This is a genomic window from Micromonospora parathelypteridis, assembly GCF_014201145.1.
GTDB classification, from domain to species: Bacteria; Actinomycetota; Actinomycetes; order Mycobacteriales; family Micromonosporaceae; genus Micromonospora; species Micromonospora parathelypteridis.
In genome coordinates this window covers 4,955,710-4,972,587 of sequence record NZ_JACHDP010000001.1, presented here as the reverse complement: position 1 = coordinate 4,972,587, position 16,878 = coordinate 4,955,710, and the positions used below count along the sequence as shown (strand labels likewise).

The following is a 16,878-nucleotide window of genomic DNA, read 5'->3' as shown; positions in this document are numbered from 1 at the left end:
CCTAGCGTCAGCGCATGATCACATTACGTGGGTTGACGAAACGGTTCGGGGCGACCGTCGCGGTCGACGCCTTGACCGTCGACATCGCGCCCGGCCGGGTCACCGGCTTCCTCGGCCCCAACGGCGCCGGCAAGTCCACCACCATGCGGATGATCCTCGGGCTGGACCGCCCCACCGCCGGGCAGGCGCTGATCGGCGGGCGCGCGTACCGGGAGTTGCGCCGACCCCTGCACGAGGTGGGCGCTCTGCTCGACGCCCGAGCCCTCCACCCGACCCGGTCCGGCCGGGCGCACCTGCTGGCCATGGCCCGCAGCAACGGCATCCCCACCCGCCGGGTCGACGAGGTGCTGGACACCGTCGGGCTGGACGCCCGGGCCGCCGGTAAACCGGGGCGGACCCTCTCCCTCGGCATGGGCCAACGGCTCGGCATCGCCGGCGCGCTGCTCGGCGACCCACCGGTGCTGATGTTCGACGAGCCGGTGAACGGCCTCGACCCGGACGGGGTGCGCTGGGTACGGCAGCTGATGCGCTCACTGGCCGACCAGGGGCGCACGGTCTTCGTCTCCAGCCACCTGATGAGCGAGATGCAGCTCACCGCCGACGAACTCGTGGTGATCGGCCGGGGACGACTGCTCGCCGACGCACCAGTCGACGAGGTGATCGCCGGCAGCGCGGTCGCGGTACGGGTCCGCAGCCCGCACCCGGATGGGCTGGCCGCCCTGGCCGCACGGCTCACCGCCGCCGGCGCCACCGTGGAGGCGGCCGACCGCAACGAGCTGACCGTCACCGGCACCACCGCGAACCAGGTCGGTGACCTGGCATACGAGCTGGGTGTACGACTGCACGAGCTGAGCCCGCACGGCGCGTCGCTGGAGCAGGCGTTCATGGAGTTGACCGCCGACAGCGTCGAGTACGCGGGTGGACTGACCGAAGGTGGGACGCGATGAGCACCAGCATCCGTGGTGGCGCCGTCGCCGCCGAGTGGACCAAGCTCTCCTCGGTGCGGAGCACCTGGTGGACGGCCCTGGCCGGGCTGCTGGTGATGGCCGCGAGCGCCGGCCAACTGGCCATCTACGCCGCCAACGCCAACACCAACGACGACCCGGTCGACGACCGGGGGATCGTCACCGTCGGCAGCGTGCTGATCGACTCGGTCGAGCTGACCCAGTACGTGGTGCTGGCGTTGGGCCTGCTGGCGATCACCGCCGAGTTCACCAGCGGCACCATCCGCACGACGTTGCAGTGCACCCCGTCACGCGGTCGTGTGCTGCTGGCCAAGGCCGCAGTGGCCGGCACGGTCACCTTCGCCCTGGGGCTGCTGCTCGGCGGCATCGGCGCCCTGGTCGCCCGACCGGTGCTCGGCGAGTGGGGCAGCGCCCCGGCCGCCGGCACGTTCGGCGACATCGTGGCGGTGGCGATCTACCTGGCGCTGGTCGGCGTCCTCGCCCTGGGCCTCGGCGCCGCACTACGCAGCGCGGTGCTCACGATCACCGTGCTCATCGCCACCCTGATGATCGTGCCGCTGTCACTGCAGGAGCCGGACATCGATGTGCTGAACCGGATCGCCGACGTGTTCCCCGGCGTTGCCGGCGGGCACTTCATGGCGGGCGACACCGAGCCGTACCCGAGCCTGGTCGGGCTGCTCCTGCTGGCCGGGTGGGCCGGTGCCGCGCTGCTGCTGGGCCGGGCCGCGCTGCGCCGCCGCGACGCGTAACGGCGTACCGGCTGAGCGGGGACCGCGCCGGTCCCCGCTCAGCCGTCGACCAGCCCCGCCTCGTACGCGAGGATCGCCGCCTGCACCCGGTTGCGCACGTCCAACCGGGTGAAGATGCTGGTCAGGTAGCTCTTCACGGTGCCCTCCACCAGGTGCAGCCGGCGGGCGATCTCGGCATTGGACAGCCCCGCCCCGACCAGGGCGAGCACCTCCCGTTCCCGCTCGGTCAGCCCGGCCGTACGGTCCCGCGCGACGGGCCGGCGGGCCAGCCTCCCGGCACCCAGCTCGATCACCCGGCGGGCCACCTTCGGCGACAGGTACGCACCACCGTCGGCGACGGCGTGCACACCCGCGATCAGCTCACGCGGATCGCCGGCCTTGAGCAGGAACCCGTTGGCGCCGTGCCCGAGCGCCCGGGCCACGTGGTCGTCCTCGCCGAACGTGGTCAGCATGATCGTCGCCGTCTCCGGCACGACCCGGCGGATCTCGGCGGCGGCAGCCAGCCCGTCCAGCCGCGGCATCCGGATGTCCAGCAACGCGACCCGAGGCCGGTGCGCGCGAACCAGCTCCACCGCCGCGTGCCCGTCGCCGGCCTCGGCCACCACCTCGATGCCGGGGTCGGTGGACAGGATGGCCCGGACCCCGGCCCGGATCATCGCCTCGTCGTCGGCCAGGACGACCCGGACCGGCGGTGCCCCGGCCATGTCGGTGTTCACTGCGCGATCCACTCCTTGCTGGCCAGCCGGCCATCGGTGAAACAGAGCCGCCAGGTCGGCTGCGCGAGGGGAAAGTTGCCGTCGGTGTAGTACTCGCAGTCGGACCGGTCGGCCAATGTGGGGCGTTCCAACTGCCGCCGAGGCAGACCGTTCAACTCCGACCTGGCCGTGCCGACGCGCATCTGGTCGAAGGTGGCCCGGTCCAGCACCGTCCCGGCGGTCGCCACCGGGTAGTAGACGAGGGAGAGCACCAGGGCGAAGCCGGCCGGTGCCACGAGCGCCACGAGGAGACTGCGCCGGACCCGTCGGCGGGCGTCCTGTAGCCGCCGCTCCGCATCCGCCGGCCGCTCCACCGGACCGGGCTTGCCGTCGCCGAGCCGTGCTGCCACACCCAGCCCGGGGCCCACCATCTCGATCGCCTCCAACGGCGGCGCGCTCACCGGCAACGCCGCCCGTAGGGCGAACCCGCCGTCGTCGCGTGGGCCGGCGTCGAGAGTCCCACCGGCGAGGCGGACCCGCTCGGCGAGGGCGAGCAACCCGCTGCCCTGCGACGTCGGCGCGGGCAACGGCCCAGCCGGCGGGGCGCCGTTGACGACACTCACCTCGACCCGGTCACCGTCACGGGCGAGGCGCACGTCGACCGGGGCACCCGGCGCGTACCGGGCGGCATTGGTCAGCGCCTCACGGACGATCCGGTGGGCCGCGTGGCCGGTCATCGCCGGTAGGTCCGCGACCGCCGGGGCGGCGTCCATCCGTACCGCCATGCCGGCCTCCCGGGCACCGTCAACCAGGTCGGCGACGGTCTCCCCGCTCGGCCGCACCGACGCGCCGCCCTCCTCGCGGAGCACCCCGATGATCTCGTGCAGTCGCTCGGTCGCGGCCGAGACGCTGGCCCGCAACTCCCCCGCCGCGGCCCGGTGCCGGTCGTCAAGGTCGGCGGCGACCTCAAGGGCGGCGGCGCGCAACGCGATCAGGCTGAGGTCGTGACCGAGCGAGTCGTGCATCTCCCCGGCGATCCGGGCCCGTTCCCGCAACCGGATCCGCTCGGCGGCACCCCGCTCCTCGCGGGTCAGCGCCTCGACGTGGCGACGACCCGCATGGGCCAACTCCTGCTGCTGGAGCCGGTACCGGCCCACCAACCAGGGGAACACCGCGGCGAAGAGCAGCACCGAGGCGAGCAGGAACCAGGTGGCCGCGCCGGTGCCGAGCAACCCCAGATTGAGCGCCGTGCCGCCGCCCACGATCAACACGAAGACCACGGCCGCCGAGGCCACGGTCGCGCTGCGCCGCCCCGCCAGATAGCTGAAGACCGGGATGGCGAACACGAAGTTGCCGTCGACAACCGACCCGAGCACCACCAGCACGACGGCGACCAACGGCGCGCGTCGACTCGCCACCACCGCCGCGCCAAGCAGCAGCAGCTTGCCGAGCACCAGCGGCAACGAGTACCGCGGATAGGGCGGGCTGAACCCGGCGTAACCGACCGGGGCCGCGACCACCGCCCAGAGCAACGCGTCCAGCAGTGGGCGACGCCACCGTTCCGCCCAACCTGGCAGCGAGAGGTCGAGGATCCGCACGGCCGTCAGGCTACCCAGGCCCGACCTGCGCGGACACCGACGAAAGTCAGGTCTTCAGCCGCTCTCCTCGGCCCAGACCCGCCAGTCGTCGAGCACCCCGTGCAGGGCCGGGGTGAGCCAACCCGGCGCGGAGCGCCGGAACACGCCCGGATCCATCGCGCCGGCGCCGTCCGGCAGCGCGCCGAGCAGATTCGGCACCAGGTCGGTGAGGTTGGTCCAGTGCACCAGCTCCGGCCTGGTCGGCCAGGCCCCGATCACCACACCGGCCGGCACCGCACGCCGGTCGAGCGCCTCCAACGTCAGCGCGGTGTGATTGAGCGTGCCCAACCCGGCTCGGGCAACCACCACCGCCGGTGCACCGAGCGACACCGCCAGGTCGGCCATCGTCCACGGCTCACCCGACGGACGCAGCCCCATCGGAACCAGCAACCCGCCCGCGCCCTCGATCAACACCAGGTCGTGCTTGTCGGCCTCGTCACGGACCGCGTCCACCGCCGCGTACAACTCCAACGGAGGCAGGTCGGCGACCCGGGCAGCGGCCAGCGGGGCGAGCGGGTCCGGGTAACTGGCCAGGGTCCGCCCGGTCAGCGGGGCAGCCAGCCGGTTGACCGCGTCCACGTCACCGGGCTCACCGCCGGCCGTACCGGTCTGGCCCGGCTTGACCACGGCCACCCGCAGCCCGGCAGCCTGCGCGGCGGCCGCGATCGCCGCGGTCGCCACGGTCTTGCCGACCTCGGTGTCGGTCCCGGTAACCAGAACCGGCCCCTCCCACCCGCTCACAGCACCACCTCGGCTCGCGACTGCGGGGCTCGCAAACCCGGCTCACTCCTCGCGCTCACGGGGCACAGTCCACGATGACCTCCAGGGCCCGCTCGAAATCCGCCCGGGGCACCCCGGCGCTGACCGTGAGGCGCAGGCGGGAGCGGCTGTCCGGGGTCGACGGCGGCCGGAAACAGCCCACCGCGACGCCCCGGTCCCGGCAGTCGGCGGCCCAGGCGGTCGCCGCCTCCGGCCCGGGGGCGGTCACCGAGATCACCGCCGCGTCCGGCGCGGAGACGGTCAGCCCGGCGGCACGCAGCCGACCAACCGCCAACCCCACCCGGTCGGACAGCTCCACGCGCAGGTCGTCGCCGACCCGCGCCAGCCGCAGCGCGGCGTGCACACCAGCGGCGACCGCCGGTGGCAGTGCCGTGTCGAAGATGAACGTGCGTCCGGTCTCGACCAGGTGCCGGATGAACTCGGCCGGGCCGGCGACCAGCCCACCCGCGCCACCGAGCGCCTTGGACAGGGTGGCGGTGATCACCACGTCCGGTTCGCCGGCCAGCCCGGCAGCGGCGACCGCGCCCGCGCCGGCCGGACCGGTCACACCGAGCGCGTGCGCGTCGTCGACCAGCAGAAGCGCGCCGTGCCGACGCGCCACCGCGTGTAGTTGGGTCAGCGGGGCGAGGTCACCGTCGACCGAGAAGATCGACTCGGTGACCACCACCGCCGGGCGGCCCGGAGCGGCCGCCAGCGCCGCGGCGACCGCCTCCACGTCGGCGTGTGGGGTGACCACCGTCTCCGCACCGGAGATCCGGCAGCCGTCGATCAGGGACGCGTGATTGTGCGCGTCGGAGACGAGCAGCGTCCGAGGTTGGACGAGCGCCCGCAGCGCACCGAGGTTGGCCAGGTAGCCGGAGGAGAAGACGAGGGCGCGGTCGGTGCCCAGCCACTGCGCCAGCTCGTCCTCCAGCGCCTGGTGGGCGTCGGTGGAGCCACGTACCAGACGCGACCCCGTCGCCCCCAGCCCGTACGCCGACAGAGCCGCCGTGGCCGCGGCGGTGACCTCCGGGTGGGTGGCCAGGCCGAGGTAGTCGTTGCCGGCCAGATCGGTCATCTGATCGCCAGCGGGACGCGGGTGCAGTCGCCGGGTCAGCCCGGCCTTCGCCCGCAACTCCGCGCGGCGGTCGAGCGCCGCCAGCCAGTCCGCCACCGTCACCCCTCGCCGCCGTCCGCGCCGGTCAGCCCGACACCTGCCGGGCGAAATTACCACCCGCCATCATCGGCCCGACGGATCCACTCGGTGCGAGGGGTCGACGGGCTGCCAGGTCATTCCGCCTGTCCGGGGGGCCTTGTAGGGTACGAGCCATGCCAGAGATCCTCGACCAGGCCCGGACCCAGGTCCTGGGTGACGGTGTCGGCCTCGACCAGGCCGGCATCCTCGCGGTGCTCAACCTGCCCGACGAGCACCTACCCGCCGCCCTGCAGCTCGCCCACGACGTACGGATGCGCTGGTGCGGCCCGGAGGTCGAGGTCGAGGGGATCGTCTCGCTGAAGACCGGCGGCTGCCCGGAGGACTGCCACTTCTGCTCCCAGTCCGGCCTGTTCACCTCCCCGGTGCGCTCGGTCTGGCTGGACATCCCGTCGCTGGTCGAGGCGGCGAAGCAGACCGCCAAGACCGGGGCGACCGAGTTCTGCATCGTCGCCGCGGTGCGCGGCCCGGACGCCCGGCTGATGAAGCAGATGCGCGAGGGCGTCGCCGCCATCAAGGCCGAGGTCGACATCCAGGTCGCCGCGTCGCTGGGCATGCTCAGCCAGGAGCAGGTCGACGACCTGGTCGACATGGGCGTGCACCGCTACAACCACAACCTGGAGACCTGCCGGTCGTACTTCCCCAACGTGGTCACCACGCACTCCTGGGAGGAGCGCTGGGAGACGCTGCGGATGGTCCGCGACTCCGGCATGGAGGTGTGCTGCGGAGGCATCCTCGGCCTCGGTGAGACCGTCGAGCAGCGGGCCGAGTTCGCCGCGCAGCTCGCCGAGCTGGCCCCGCACGAGGTGCCACTCAACTTCCTCAACCCGCGCCCCGGCACCCCGCTGGGCGACCGCCCGGTGGTGGAGGGCAAGGACGCGCTGCGGGCCATCGCCGCGTTCCGGCTGGCCATGCCGCGCACCATCCTGCGGTACGCGGGTGGTCGCGAGATCACCCTTGGTGACCTCGGCACCCGCGAGGGTCTGCTCGGCGGCATCAACGCGGTCATCGTCGGCAACTACCTGACCACGCTGGGTCGGCCGGCCACCGCCGACCTGGACCTGCTGGAAGAGTTGAAGATGCCGGTCAAGGCGCTCTCTGCCACGCTGTGACGACCATGACGACGACCGAGCTGTGGTGCGACCGGTGCGGTGAGCCGGCGACGGCGAGCGCCGCCCATCCGGGTTGCGCGGAAGCCCGCCGGTTGGAGCCGCCCCGGTTCTGCCACCAGTGCCGCCGCCGGATGAAGGTGCAGGTGCTGCCGGTCGGCTGGTCGGCGGTCTGCGTCGAACACGGCGAGATGCGAGGCTGACCCGGTGCTGCGCGGGCGAGCGGTGACACTGCGACCGGCGACGGTCGACGACGTGCCCGCCCTCGCAGCGATCCGGGCCGACCCGGAGGTACACCGGTGGTGGCGGGGCGGCGACGACCTGGCCGGCTCCGTCCGGGCCGACCTCGACGACGACGACCTGCACGTGTACGCGATCGAGCACGATGGCCAGGTGATCGGCGCGATCCAGTGGTACGCCGAGCCGGACCCGGACTACCGGCACGCCAGCCTCGACGTCTTCCTCGACCCGGCGGTGCGCGGCGCCGGCCTCGGCGGTGACGCGATCCGCACCATGGCCCGCCACCTGATCGACGAATACGGCCACCACCGTTTCACCATCGACCCGGCCGCGGCGAACAGCGCCGCGATCCGGGCGTACGCGAAGGTGGGTTTCCGCCCGGTGGGCGTGCTGCGCCGCTACGAGCGCGGCGCGGACGGGCGCTGGCATGACGGTCTGCTGATGGACCTGCTCGCCGACGACCTCGTGGAGTGACCGGAAGCTCACCCTTCTCCGCGCCCTGGCGGACGGTGCACCCGTCTAGCGGGCCGAGTCGGGAGTGCGCTGCGGAACAGCCAGGACCCAGCCGGCAAAGGCTTCGACGCCGTCCACGACCGCCTCGAAGCGCGGGGAGTGAAAGAGGTCGAACGCGTGCTGTCCGCCGGGCAGTTCGGCGTAGACCACCGCGTTGGAGGAGATGCGGCGCAGCCCAGCGGCGAAGTCGCGGGCGGCTTCGACGGTCGCCAGGGCGTCCTTGGTGCCGTGGGCGATGAGGAACGGCGGCGCGTCGGGCTGGAGGTAGTCCCATGGTTGATTCGGGGACGGCGTGTGCTCGGGCGTCTCGCCGAAGTAGTAGCCGTAGTAGCCGTAGAGGCAGATCGCGGCGGTGACCGAGGTGTCGGCGGACTCGAATCCGGGCTGGAACGCCGGGTCGTTCGGGGTGAGTGCGCACAGGGCCGCCAGGTTGGAGCCGGCGGAGCTGCCTGCCACGAACAGCCGCGACGGATCGGCACCGTACTCGGAGGCGTGCTCGCGGACCCAGGCGATGACTTTCTTGGCATCGATCTGATGGCCGGGGAAGGAAGTCTGCGGCCGCAGCCGGTAGTTGGCGCTGATGCACACCCATCCCCGGCTGGCGAGCTGGTACAGCAGCGGCCGCGCCTCGCGGTTCTTCGCTCCGCTGGTGAAGCTGCCGCCGTGGAAGTAGATCAGGACCGGTGCGTTCTGCGGCGCGTCACGGCGGCGGTAGAGGTCGAGGAGATTCCGGCGTCCGGCGTCCCCGTAACTGATGTTGGGGATCCGCTCCACGTCACGCCGCCCCATGAGCCCCGGTAGCAGCAGGATGCGGGTCCAGGGCCGGTGGCTGCGCAGCGGTGCTTGCACACGATTTCGCCAGTCGGCCCCCAGCCCCTGGTCGAGGGCCTGTCTGACCACCCGAACGGTCCGTACGCCCTGCCAGGCGGAGACCGCCAGCCCGGCCAAGGTGACGGCCGCCACTGCGGCCGTCGCCTTGGCGCCCGATGACTCCAGATCGCCCTGAGCGGCGGCCAGTGCCGTGGAGGCCAGCAGCGCCAAGATGCCCAGGAACGGCACCTCGTTGAGGATGAGGCCGAACCAGAAACTCAGGGTCGCCAGCGGTTGGGGTCGGCGCGGCGCGACAACGGCGAAGAAGGTGCACCAGGCGAGCAGCGCCACAGTGAACACATAACCAACGGGCACGAAGCCTCCAAGGACGAACACCGGCGCCGACGCGGTCTGGGCGAATGTAAACGACACGTGTCGTTCCTCCATGATCATGACCATGGACGCGATCGGTGTCAACACGACACGTTCCGTTTCCACTAAGGTAGGGGGATGTCCAGGGCACCGAACGCCGCGCGCCGCAGCGAGAGCAGCCGACGGGCGATTCTCACCGCCACCGCGGAGCTCTGTAGCGAGGACGGTTACGGGCGGCTGACCATCGAGGCCATCGCCACCCGTGCCGGGGTGAGCAAGAAGACCATCTACCGGTGGTGGCCGTCCAAGGGCGCGGTCGTCCTGGAGCTTCTCGACGAGGCAGCGAGTGTCGCCGTCGACCCGCCCGACACCGGTGATCTGGCCACCGACCTGCGCGCCCTCTTGACCGAGGTCATCGGCCTGCTCACCCCGCCACACAACTCGCCCGCCATCGGCTTGATCGCTGAGGCACTGCACGACCCAGACCTCGCCCGCGACCTGCGGGAACGCCTCATCCAACCGCGCATCGCCACGTTCAAGGAACGGCTCCGCCGAGCCCAAGAGACCGGCCAGCTACCCCCGGACGCCGACCTCGACGTCGCGCTCGACCTGCTGTACGGCCCGCTCTACCACCGCATGGCCCTTCATCTCGGCATGCCCGACTCCAGCCACCTCGATTCCCTCATCGCCCACGTCCTGCGCGCGCTCACCCCGCCGCCGTCCGCCGGTGTCCCCGAGCAGCGAAGGGAATCGCAGACCGGCGTTTCATGAGTCGGCAACCGTCCAAGATCTCGTTGCGGCGCGGCTCAGGCGACGGCGCAGGCGGTGTTGTTGACGGTGAAGGCCGTCGGCTTCGGGTTGGTGCCGGTGTGGGCGCCGTTGAAGCCGAAGCTCACCGACGCGCCCGGCGCGATCGTGCCGTTGTAGGAGAGGTTCGTGGCCGTGACCGCCGCGCCGCTCTGGCTGACCGTCGCCGACCATCCCTGGCTGACGGTCTGCCCGCCCGGGAAGCTGAACCGCAGCGTCCAGCCGTTGATCGCGCTGGTGCCGCTGTTGGTGATCGTCACCGTGGCGGTGAAGCCGGTGCTCCAGTCGTTGGTGGCGTACCCCACCGTGCAGGTGCCGCCGACCGGCGGAGCCGCGGTGGTCACCGCGACCGGCGCGGACGCCGCGGAGGTGTTGCCGGCCGCGTCGACGGCGACCACGTAGAACTGGTACGCCGTCGAGGCGGTCAGCCCGGACACGGCGAGGGTGGTGCCGGTCGGCGAGCCGACCAGCGGGTCGGTCGTGCCGGCCTCGCGGTAGACGCGGTACCCGGTGACGCCGACGTTGTCGGTGGACGCCGCCCAGCTCAGGGTGAGACCGGTGGCGGTGACCGCCGAGGCGGCCGGGGTGCCGGGCACGCTCGGCGCGGTGGTGTCGGCGCTGCCGGCGGGCGGCGTGGTCACGGTGAGCACCGCTGAGGCCGCCGACGTGTTGCCCGCGCCGTCGCGGGCGACGACCGAGAACTCGTACGTCCGCTCCGGCAGCAACGTCGAGATGGTGAGCGTGGTGCCGGTGACGGGCCGGTTCACCACCACGTCGTTGCCGACCAGGAATTCGCGGACCTCGTACCCGGCCAGGCCGCTGCCGCCGGTGTCGGTGGACGCCGCCCAGTTGAGGGTGACCGAGCGGGGCGCGAGGCCGGACGCCACGGGCTTGCCCGGCACGGTCGGCGCGGTGGTGTCCGGAACGGCCGGGCCCGGCTCGTCGCCCCAGACGCGGGTGGTGCCGGAGTAGAGCGGCACTTTCCGGTTCGGCCCGGCGGTGGCCTGGTACGACGGGTCGTTGGTGGGGTCCCAGGTGCCGCCCTCCGGCACGCCGATCTTGAACTGGACCTCCATCCGGTGCTGCGACTGCCCGGCGGGCGCGATGGTGTGCCCGGTGCAGTCCACTTCGACGTACCAGATGTCGCCGCTGAGCTGTTTGGCGGTGGTCGGGGACGGGCAGCCCTGGGTGTAGCCGGCGGTGACCTGGACCGGGCCCGTGCCGTCGGGCCGGAAGTAGTACCGGAATCGACCGTCGGTCAGCGCGCGGGCCGGGAACGCCGACTTGTTGTAGACGATCGCCTTGAGCCCGGTGGCCCGGGGCTCGGCCTGCATCACCGTGGTCTCCACGGTCAACTCGTCGATGTCCGGCGTCTCGGCGACCGGGAAGCCGGCGAGCGGGCTGCCGCCGTACTCGGAGGCCAGCCGGACCAGCGCGGACGTGAAGCCGGCGTTGTAGTCGGTGGCCACCTCGTTCATCACGTAGTCCGACCGGCTGTCGCTGTAGGCGTCGTTGGCCGCGGACGGACCGCCGACCATTGCGCCGTAGAGGGTATGCCGCGTCTCGACGGGGACGGTCTGGCTGTCCCACCAGGAGCCGTGCGCGGTGCGGTGGTGTGGGTTGCGCGGCGCGTTGGCCCCGAACCCGATGAGGTAGCTGGAGTTGCGCGGGTTGTCGCCGAGCGCGTAGTTGATCTGCCGGACGGCGAAGTCGTGGTAGCGCGCCTTGCGGGTGGTGTCGGTGGTCTTGTCGCTGTAGACCAGCGCGGCGAACGAGGTGTTGGCCGCGTAGCGCAGCGCTCCCCAGGAGTCGAGCACCGCCATCCCGCCCGGCGAGTACGGCACCCGCTGGCCGTTCACCCCGACGGTCCAGTAGTCCAGCCAGCGGTTGGCGTCGTCGACGTACTTCTGCTTGCCGGTCAGGTTCGCCAGCAGCACGTACGCCCCGAACTGCTTGTTGTCCCAGGCGATGGTCCACTTGTAGGAGCGGGTGGTGGACTGGTTCTCGGTGCCGAGCTTGTCGTATTCGCTCTCGGCCTTCGCCAGGTAGCTGGCCTCGCCGGTGGCCCGGTGCAGCCAGATCGCGGCCCACACCAGCTCGTCCTGCCAGCCGCTCCACGAGCGGTAGAAGCTGGTCGCGTCGGTGATGCACTCGTGGTAGGCCTTCCGCACCGTGTCGGCGAAGGTGTAGAGCTGCCGGGCGTGCCCGAGCAACCGGTCGGCGTAGGCCGCGTCGGTGGGCCGGAACACCATCGACGAGGCGGCCATCGCGGCCGCCGTCTCCCCCGCCAGGTCCGCGCCGCCACAGCTCGCGTCGATCTTGTACGCGGGCCGCGCCATCGCCATCACCTCGGCCGGGCCCCACCACTTGTGGTCGTCGTCGCCCTTGCCGACCTGTCCGTAGAGGACGTTGGCCGACGGGTGCGCCTTGATGAAGTAGTCGTTGACGAAGCGCAGGTTGTTGAGCAGGTGTGGCAGTTGCCCGGATGCCGTGTAGCCGCTGCGGTACTCCACCGCGCCCCAGGCGAGCATCGTGGCGCTGAACGCCATCGGGAAGCCGAACTTGACGTGGTCGCCGGCGTCGTACCAGCCGCCGGTGAGGTCCAACCCGACGTCCGCGCCGTCGGTGAGCGCGCTGTCGCCGCGCCAGGAGACCCGGTTCCAGTCGGGCAGCCGGCCGGACTGCTGCGCCTCGTAGAAGAACAGCGACTTCTGCAACGCCTCGGCGTAGTTGTAGGTCGCCGCCGGGGCGGCGGACGCGGGCGACGACGCCGGCCCGGCGGCCACGAGGGACAGGCCGGTGAGCAGGGCGATGCCGGCGGCCAGCAACCGCCGCGGCCAGGGTTGGTCGGCCGGAGACAAGCCGGGGCGGCCGGAGACCGGCCGGGTGGGGTGGCGCATGGCGGGCTCCTGTCGGAGGCGCCGCCGGCGGCCGCACCGACGCGGGACGGCGTCGAAACGGCACGACCACCGGCGACTGCGTGGGGTGGCGGCGTGACCAGAGTCAGCGCTGTGGAAGCGCTCCCATGGATAACCGACAATGTAATGCGCTCGTCACCGATTTGTGAAGGGGCACCCGGGCCCGCGCTATCGCCACACCGTCGCCGCAGCCACGACTAGCGTCACCACCAGGCGGTACGCAACGAGTGCGCCGACAGGAGGCGGGAGTCGCATGAGCATCAGGACGGAGAAGTGGGCACCCGAGGGCCCCGGTGCCACGCGGCTCACACTGCACCAACCGGAGGCCCCCGACCCGGGCACCGGCGAGGTCACGATTGCCGTTCGCGCCGTTGGCATGAACCGTGTCGACGCGATCAACGTCTCCGACGGAGCGCCGGACATCGGTTACGAGGTGTCCGGAACTGTCGCGGCGCTCGGGCAGGATGCCGACGGTCACGACATCGGCGACGAGGTCCTGTCGTTCCGGGTGCAGGGCGGCTACGCGACCGCGGTCACCGTCTCAGCCCGGGACGTCTTCGCGAAACCACCGGGCCTCGGATGGGCCGAAGCGGCCAACCTCCTGCTCACCGGCACCACCGCCGCCGAGATGGTCCACCGAACCAAGATCGCGGCGGGCGACGTCGTTCTCGTCCACGGCGCATCCGGCGCCGTCGGCATCAGCGCCGTTCAGCAGTCGAAACTGCTCGGAGCGCGCGTGCTGGGAACGGCGAGCCAGAAGAACTGGGATCTGCTCCGACGCTTCGGCGCCGAGCCGGTGGCCTACGGACCGGGCCTTGAGCAACGCGTACGCGAGTTGACCGATCACGTCGATGTCGCCCTGGACGCGGTCGGCACGGCCGAGGCCGTCGACGTCTCACTCGCCCTGGTCGCTGACCGCCGACGCATCGCCTCCAGCGCGGCGTCCGATCGTGCGAAATCCGACGGCTTCTGGATCGCCGGCCACGAAACCGACAGCGCCGACTACCGGAACCAGGTTCGGTCCCACCTGATCGAGCTCGCCGGCGCGGGACGCCTCACGGTGCCCATGGCGAAGACCTTCCCCTTCGCGGACGCTCCCGACGCGCTGAACCTCGTGGCCTCGGGACACGCCGGCGGGAAGGTCGCCCTGCTCGTGTGAGCAACCGGAGCTACTTCACATCATCGATGGTCGTTGATGGCTGCATCTGCGTCCGCACTGCTCAGGTCAGACCCCGCTGCGTCAGCCACTCGACTGTCCGGACGTGACCACGCCCAGCCAGACAAACGTACTGTTGCCGACCGACTACCCGGCGCGAGACAGTACCGATCATCAGTGGTGCCATCGACGCCGCCGCTCCCCGGTCAACCCTGAGGAGAACGCGATGGCACTACGACTCGCCGAGGGCACCGCCTGGTCCGACGTCCTCGCCCGCGCGGTGGCCGCCACCCCGGAGGCGTTCGGCGCCGAGGTCGACGGCATCACCACGCTGCACAATCTCATCGAGGGCGACTGGCGGGCAGGCGGCCAGCCTGCCCCGGTCCGCACCCCGGTGGACAACACCATCGTCATCAACCTGCCCCGGCTCGACGCCGAGGCCGCCCGCGCCGCGGTCACGCACGCCGCCGCCGCGCACCGGGCCTGGGCCCAGACCCCGCTCTCCGACCGCAAGGCCCGGGTCGCCGACGCACTGGACTCACTCACCGCCCACCGCGACCTGCTCGCGCTGCTGCTGGTCTGGGAGATCGGCAAGCCGTGGCGGCTGGCCTGCGCCGACGTGGACCGGGCGCTGGACGGCGTCCGCTGGTACGCCGGCGAGATCGACCGGATGCTGGCCGACGGCCGCGAGCCGCTCCCCGGCCCGGTCAGCAACATCGCGTCGTGGAACTACCCGATGAGCGTCCTGGTGCACGCCGAACTGGTCCAGCTGCTGGCCGGCAACGCGGTCATCGCCAAGACCCCGTCCCAGGGCGGCGCGGTCTGCCTGACCGTCGCGCACGCGCTGATGCGCCGGGCCGGCCTGCCCGCCACCCTCGTCTCGGGCAGTGGCGAGGAATTGTCCGAAGTGCTGGTCCGGGCACCTGAGATCGGCGCCGTCGCGTTCGTCGGCGGCCGCTCCAACGGTGGCAAGGTCGCCGCCGCGCTGCTCGACAGCGACAAGCGGCACTTCATCGAGCAGGAGGGCCTCAACGCCTGGGGCATCTGGAACTTCTCCCAGTGGGACCTGCTCGCCACCCACCTCAAGAAGGGCTTCGAGTACGGCAAGCAGCGCTGCACCGCGTACCCCCGGTTCGTGGTCCAACGCGACCTGGTCGACGAGTTCCTCGACATGTACCTGCCGGTCGTACGCTCCGTCCGCTTCGGCCACCCGCTCGCCGTCGGCGACGACTGGGCCGTCGGCGACCCGCTGCCCGAGCTGGACTTCGGCCCGCTGATCAGCGCCGCCAAGGCCGACGAACTGCACCGCAAGGTCGACGAGGCGGTCCGTGGCGGCGCGGTGCCGCTGCACCGGGGCAAGTTGACCGGCGCGCCGTTCCTGCCCGAGCAGGACACCTCGGCGTACGTGGCACCGGCGGTGCTGCTCGCCCCGCCCGGCCGGTCCCGGCTGATGCACGCCGAGCCGTTCGGGCCGGTCGACACGATCGTCGTGGTGGACACCACCGACGAACTGCTGGCCGCGATGAACGCCTCCAACGGCGCCCTGGTGGCATCGCTGGCCTGCGACGACACCGACGAGGCCGGCAAGCTCGCGGTGGACCTGCAGGCATTCAAGGTGGGCATCAACAAGCCGCGTTCGCGGGGTGACCGGGACGAGCCGTTCGGCGGCCGGGGCGCCTCCTGGAAGGGCGCGTTCGTCGGCGGCGACCTGCTGGTGCAGGCCGTCACCGTGGGCGGCGGCAGCCGGCTCTACGGCAACTTCCCCGACTACAACAGCTACCCCACCACCTGAGCGCAGTACGCGGGAGGGCGCCAGCTACACGGAGGTGCCCTTCCGCTCCGCCAGGGCGGCCACGGCGAGCGGAACCGTCATGGTGAGGAACGCGCCGTCGCGGTCCACGGCGCCGGGCCGGCCCAGTCGGCGCAGCGTACGCAGCATCGGGCCGTTCTCCGCCTGCACGTGCAGCACCAGCGCCGCGTACCCGGCCCGGTCGGCATGCTGGGCCAACCGGCGCAGCAGCGCGGAGCCGAGCCCCCGCCGCTGCCAGTCGTCCCGCACCAGCAGCGCCACCTCGGCCTCGTCACCCTCACCGAGCAGGTTCGCCATGGCGACCACCGACTCCGCCGCGCCGTCCGAGCCGGTGGTGGTGGCGAGCAGAGTCAGCCCACGACTCGGTTCCAGCAGCCGACGCAGTCGGGCCGGCTGCGGCAGCGCCGCCCCGCCCAGGTAACGCCGCTGCCGGCTACGCGGTGAGCACGTCTCGTGCAGCTCCAGCACGCCGGACAGGTCGTGCGCGCTGGCCGGCCGGACGTCCACCTCGGCTCCGTCGGGCAGCACCAGGGTGACCTGTTCCGCAGCCCGGCGCGCCACGGTGGCGGCCAGCTCGACCAGGGCCTGCGCCCGCGCGTACTCCGCCGGGGTGAAGGCCGGCGCGGCCCGGCGCAACGAGAACGAACCGCCCGCCGGGTCGGCCAGCAGCATGCTGGCGCCGGTGATCCCCCGTTCGACGCCGGTCGACGCGGGTCGCCAGCTGACCGAGTCGGCGCCGAGCAGCGTCCGCAACGCCTCGCCCGTCGCGTCCGGGTCACGCACCAGCCGGTTGGCCAGGCCGAGCACCCGGGTGGGCTGGTCGGCCAGGCCGCGCGCCTCGCTGCGCGCAACCCAGCAGTCCCGGCCCCGACCGCGCTCGACGGCGGCGATCAGCTCAGCCTCGTCGAGCGTGTCCGGCGCGTCCACCAGGAAGTCGTCCACCGCGCCCTGCTCGGTGGGTTGCACCTGCACGGTGAGGATGTTGACCCCGCGCAGCGCGAGGCTCGCCGTGAGCACCGACAGGTATCCCGGCCGGTCGTCCACGGTGGCTCGAATCCGCCACAACGTCATGGTTGGCTCCCTTCCCCACCCAAGAGCCTTGCCCCCGCCTGTTGCCGCCCGGTT

The 16,878-nt window shown here is 72.1% G+C and carries 15 protein-coding genes; 8 read left to right on the top strand and 7 right to left on the bottom strand.

Annotated features, from left to right (window positions below):
- Positions 1-14: 14 nt before the first annotated feature.
- Positions 15-947 carry an ABC transporter ATP-binding protein gene (locus HNR20_RS22425; protein WP_184183122.1) on the top strand — a complete coding sequence of 311 codons (933 nt, stop codon included), beginning with the start codon at positions 15-17 and terminating at the stop codon, positions 945-947.
- The gene (locus tag HNR20_RS22420) at positions 944-1,714 is read left to right on the top strand and encodes an ABC transporter permease subunit (protein WP_184183105.1); all 771 of its coding nucleotides are present in this window, start codon (positions 944-946) and stop codon (positions 1,712-1,714) included. The genes HNR20_RS22425 and HNR20_RS22420 overlap by 4 nt, the downstream gene beginning before the upstream one ends.
- Before the next feature lie 38 nt (positions 1,715-1,752).
- Here HNR20_RS22420 and HNR20_RS22415 read toward each other — a convergent pair whose 3' ends face one another.
- The 4 genes from HNR20_RS22415 to HNR20_RS22400 are packed head-to-tail and all read right to left on the bottom strand — an operon-like array spanning position 1,753 to position 5,979.
- Complete coding sequence (locus HNR20_RS22415) at positions 1,753-2,418, bottom strand: response regulator (protein ID WP_184188801.1); 666 nt, start codon at positions 2,416-2,418, stop codon at positions 1,753-1,755.
- 8 nt (positions 2,419-2,426) lie between these two features.
- A complete protein-coding gene (locus HNR20_RS22410) occupies positions 2,427-4,007 on the bottom strand; it encodes a sensor histidine kinase (protein ID WP_229687379.1) in 1,581 nt (526 codons plus the stop codon).
- Between the two features lie 54 nt (positions 4,008-4,061).
- Positions 4,062-4,787 carry a dethiobiotin synthase gene (gene bioD, locus HNR20_RS22405; protein ID WP_184183104.1) on the bottom strand — a complete coding sequence of 242 codons (726 nt, stop codon included), beginning with the start codon at positions 4,785-4,787 and terminating at the stop codon, positions 4,062-4,064.
- A 55-nt stretch (positions 4,788-4,842) separates the two neighbouring features.
- Positions 4,843-5,979: an 8-amino-7-oxononanoate synthase gene (locus HNR20_RS22400; protein WP_184183102.1), complete on the bottom strand. Its 1,137-nt coding sequence runs from the start codon at positions 5,977-5,979 to the stop codon at positions 4,843-4,845.
- A 155-nt stretch (positions 5,980-6,134) separates the two neighbouring features.
- Here HNR20_RS22400 and bioB point away from each other — a divergent pair, with 155 nt between their 5' ends.
- The 3 genes from bioB to HNR20_RS22385 are packed head-to-tail and all read left to right on the top strand — an operon-like array spanning position 6,135 to position 7,841.
- Positions 6,135-7,130 carry a biotin synthase BioB gene (gene bioB / locus HNR20_RS22395; RefSeq protein WP_184183100.1) on the top strand — a complete coding sequence of 332 codons (996 nt, stop codon included), beginning with the start codon at positions 6,135-6,137 and terminating at the stop codon, positions 7,128-7,130.
- A 5-nt stretch (positions 7,131-7,135) separates the two neighbouring features.
- Positions 7,136-7,330: a biotin synthase auxiliary protein BsaP gene (gene bsaP, locus HNR20_RS22390; RefSeq protein ID WP_184183097.1), complete on the top strand. Its 195-nt coding sequence runs from the start codon at positions 7,136-7,138 to the stop codon at positions 7,328-7,330.
- Positions 7,331-7,334: 4 nt separating this feature from the next.
- Positions 7,335-7,841: a GNAT family N-acetyltransferase gene (locus tag HNR20_RS22385; protein WP_184183093.1), complete on the top strand. Its 507-nt coding sequence runs from the start codon at positions 7,335-7,337 to the stop codon at positions 7,839-7,841.
- 45 nt (positions 7,842-7,886) lie between these two features.
- Here HNR20_RS22385 and HNR20_RS22380 read toward each other — a convergent pair whose 3' ends face one another.
- Positions 7,887-9,137 (bottom strand): alpha/beta hydrolase, encoded by a 1,251-nt coding sequence (locus HNR20_RS22380; protein WP_184183090.1) that lies wholly within the window; start codon positions 9,135-9,137, stop codon positions 7,887-7,889.
- A 63-nt stretch (positions 9,138-9,200) separates the two neighbouring features.
- Here HNR20_RS22380 and HNR20_RS22375 point away from each other — a divergent pair, with 63 nt between their 5' ends.
- A complete protein-coding gene (locus tag HNR20_RS22375; RefSeq protein WP_184183087.1) occupies positions 9,201-9,833 on the top strand; it encodes a TetR/AcrR family transcriptional regulator in 633 nt (210 codons plus the stop codon).
- Positions 9,834-9,868: 35 nt separating this feature from the next.
- Here HNR20_RS22375 and HNR20_RS22370 read toward each other — a convergent pair whose 3' ends face one another.
- Positions 9,869-12,769, bottom strand: a complete 2,901-nt coding sequence (locus HNR20_RS22370) for a glycoside hydrolase family 9 protein (RefSeq protein ID WP_229687380.1) — start codon at positions 12,767-12,769, stop codon at positions 9,869-9,871.
- 271 nt (positions 12,770-13,040) lie between these two features.
- On the opposite strand from HNR20_RS22370, the gene HNR20_RS22365 reads away from it, so the two are divergent.
- Entirely contained in the window at positions 13,041-13,946 is a 906-nt protein-coding gene (locus HNR20_RS22365; protein WP_184183084.1) for a quinone oxidoreductase family protein, read from the top strand.
- 223 nt (positions 13,947-14,169) lie between these two features.
- Entirely contained in the window at positions 14,170-15,735 is a 1,566-nt protein-coding gene (locus HNR20_RS22360; protein ID WP_184183081.1) for an aldehyde dehydrogenase family protein, read from the top strand.
- Between the two features lie 24 nt (positions 15,736-15,759).
- Here HNR20_RS22360 and HNR20_RS22355 read toward each other — a convergent pair whose 3' ends face one another.
- Positions 15,760-16,824, bottom strand: a complete 1,065-nt coding sequence (locus HNR20_RS22355) for a GNAT family N-acetyltransferase (RefSeq protein ID WP_184183077.1) — start codon at positions 16,822-16,824, stop codon at positions 15,760-15,762.
- Positions 16,825-16,878: the final 54 nt, after the last annotated feature.

Bases quoted from the DNA above. Each gene is read 5' to 3' on its own strand.
- HNR20_RS22425 (WP_184183122.1), top strand. From the start codon at position 15: ATGATCACATTACGTGGGTTGACGAAACGGTTCGGGGCGACCGTCGCG.
- HNR20_RS22420 (WP_184183105.1), top strand. From the start codon at position 944: ATGAGCACCAGCATCCGTGGTGGCGCCGTCGCCGCCGAGTGGACCAAG.
- HNR20_RS22415 (WP_184188801.1), bottom strand. From the start codon at position 2,418: ATGGCCGGGGCACCGCCGGTCCGGGTCGTCCTGGCCGACGACGAGGCG.
- bioB (WP_184183100.1), top strand. From the start codon at position 6,135: ATGCCAGAGATCCTCGACCAGGCCCGGACCCAGGTCCTGGGTGACGGT.
- bsaP (WP_184183097.1), top strand. From the start codon at position 7,136: ATGACGACGACCGAGCTGTGGTGCGACCGGTGCGGTGAGCCGGCGACG.
- HNR20_RS22380 (WP_184183090.1), bottom strand. From the start codon at position 9,137: ATGGAGGAACGACACGTGTCGTTTACATTCGCCCAGACCGCGTCGGCG.
- HNR20_RS22375 (WP_184183087.1), top strand. From the start codon at position 9,201: ATGTCCAGGGCACCGAACGCCGCGCGCCGCAGCGAGAGCAGCCGACGG.
- HNR20_RS22370 (WP_229687380.1), bottom strand. From the start codon at position 12,769: ATGCGCCACCCCACCCGGCCGGTCTCCGGCCGCCCCGGCTTGTCTCCG.
- HNR20_RS22365 (WP_184183084.1), top strand. From the start codon at position 13,041: ATGAGCATCAGGACGGAGAAGTGGGCACCCGAGGGCCCCGGTGCCACG.
- HNR20_RS22360 (WP_184183081.1), top strand. From the start codon at position 14,170: ATGGCACTACGACTCGCCGAGGGCACCGCCTGGTCCGACGTCCTCGCC.
- HNR20_RS22355 (WP_184183077.1), bottom strand. From the start codon at position 16,824: ATGACGTTGTGGCGGATTCGAGCCACCGTGGACGACCGGCCGGGATAC.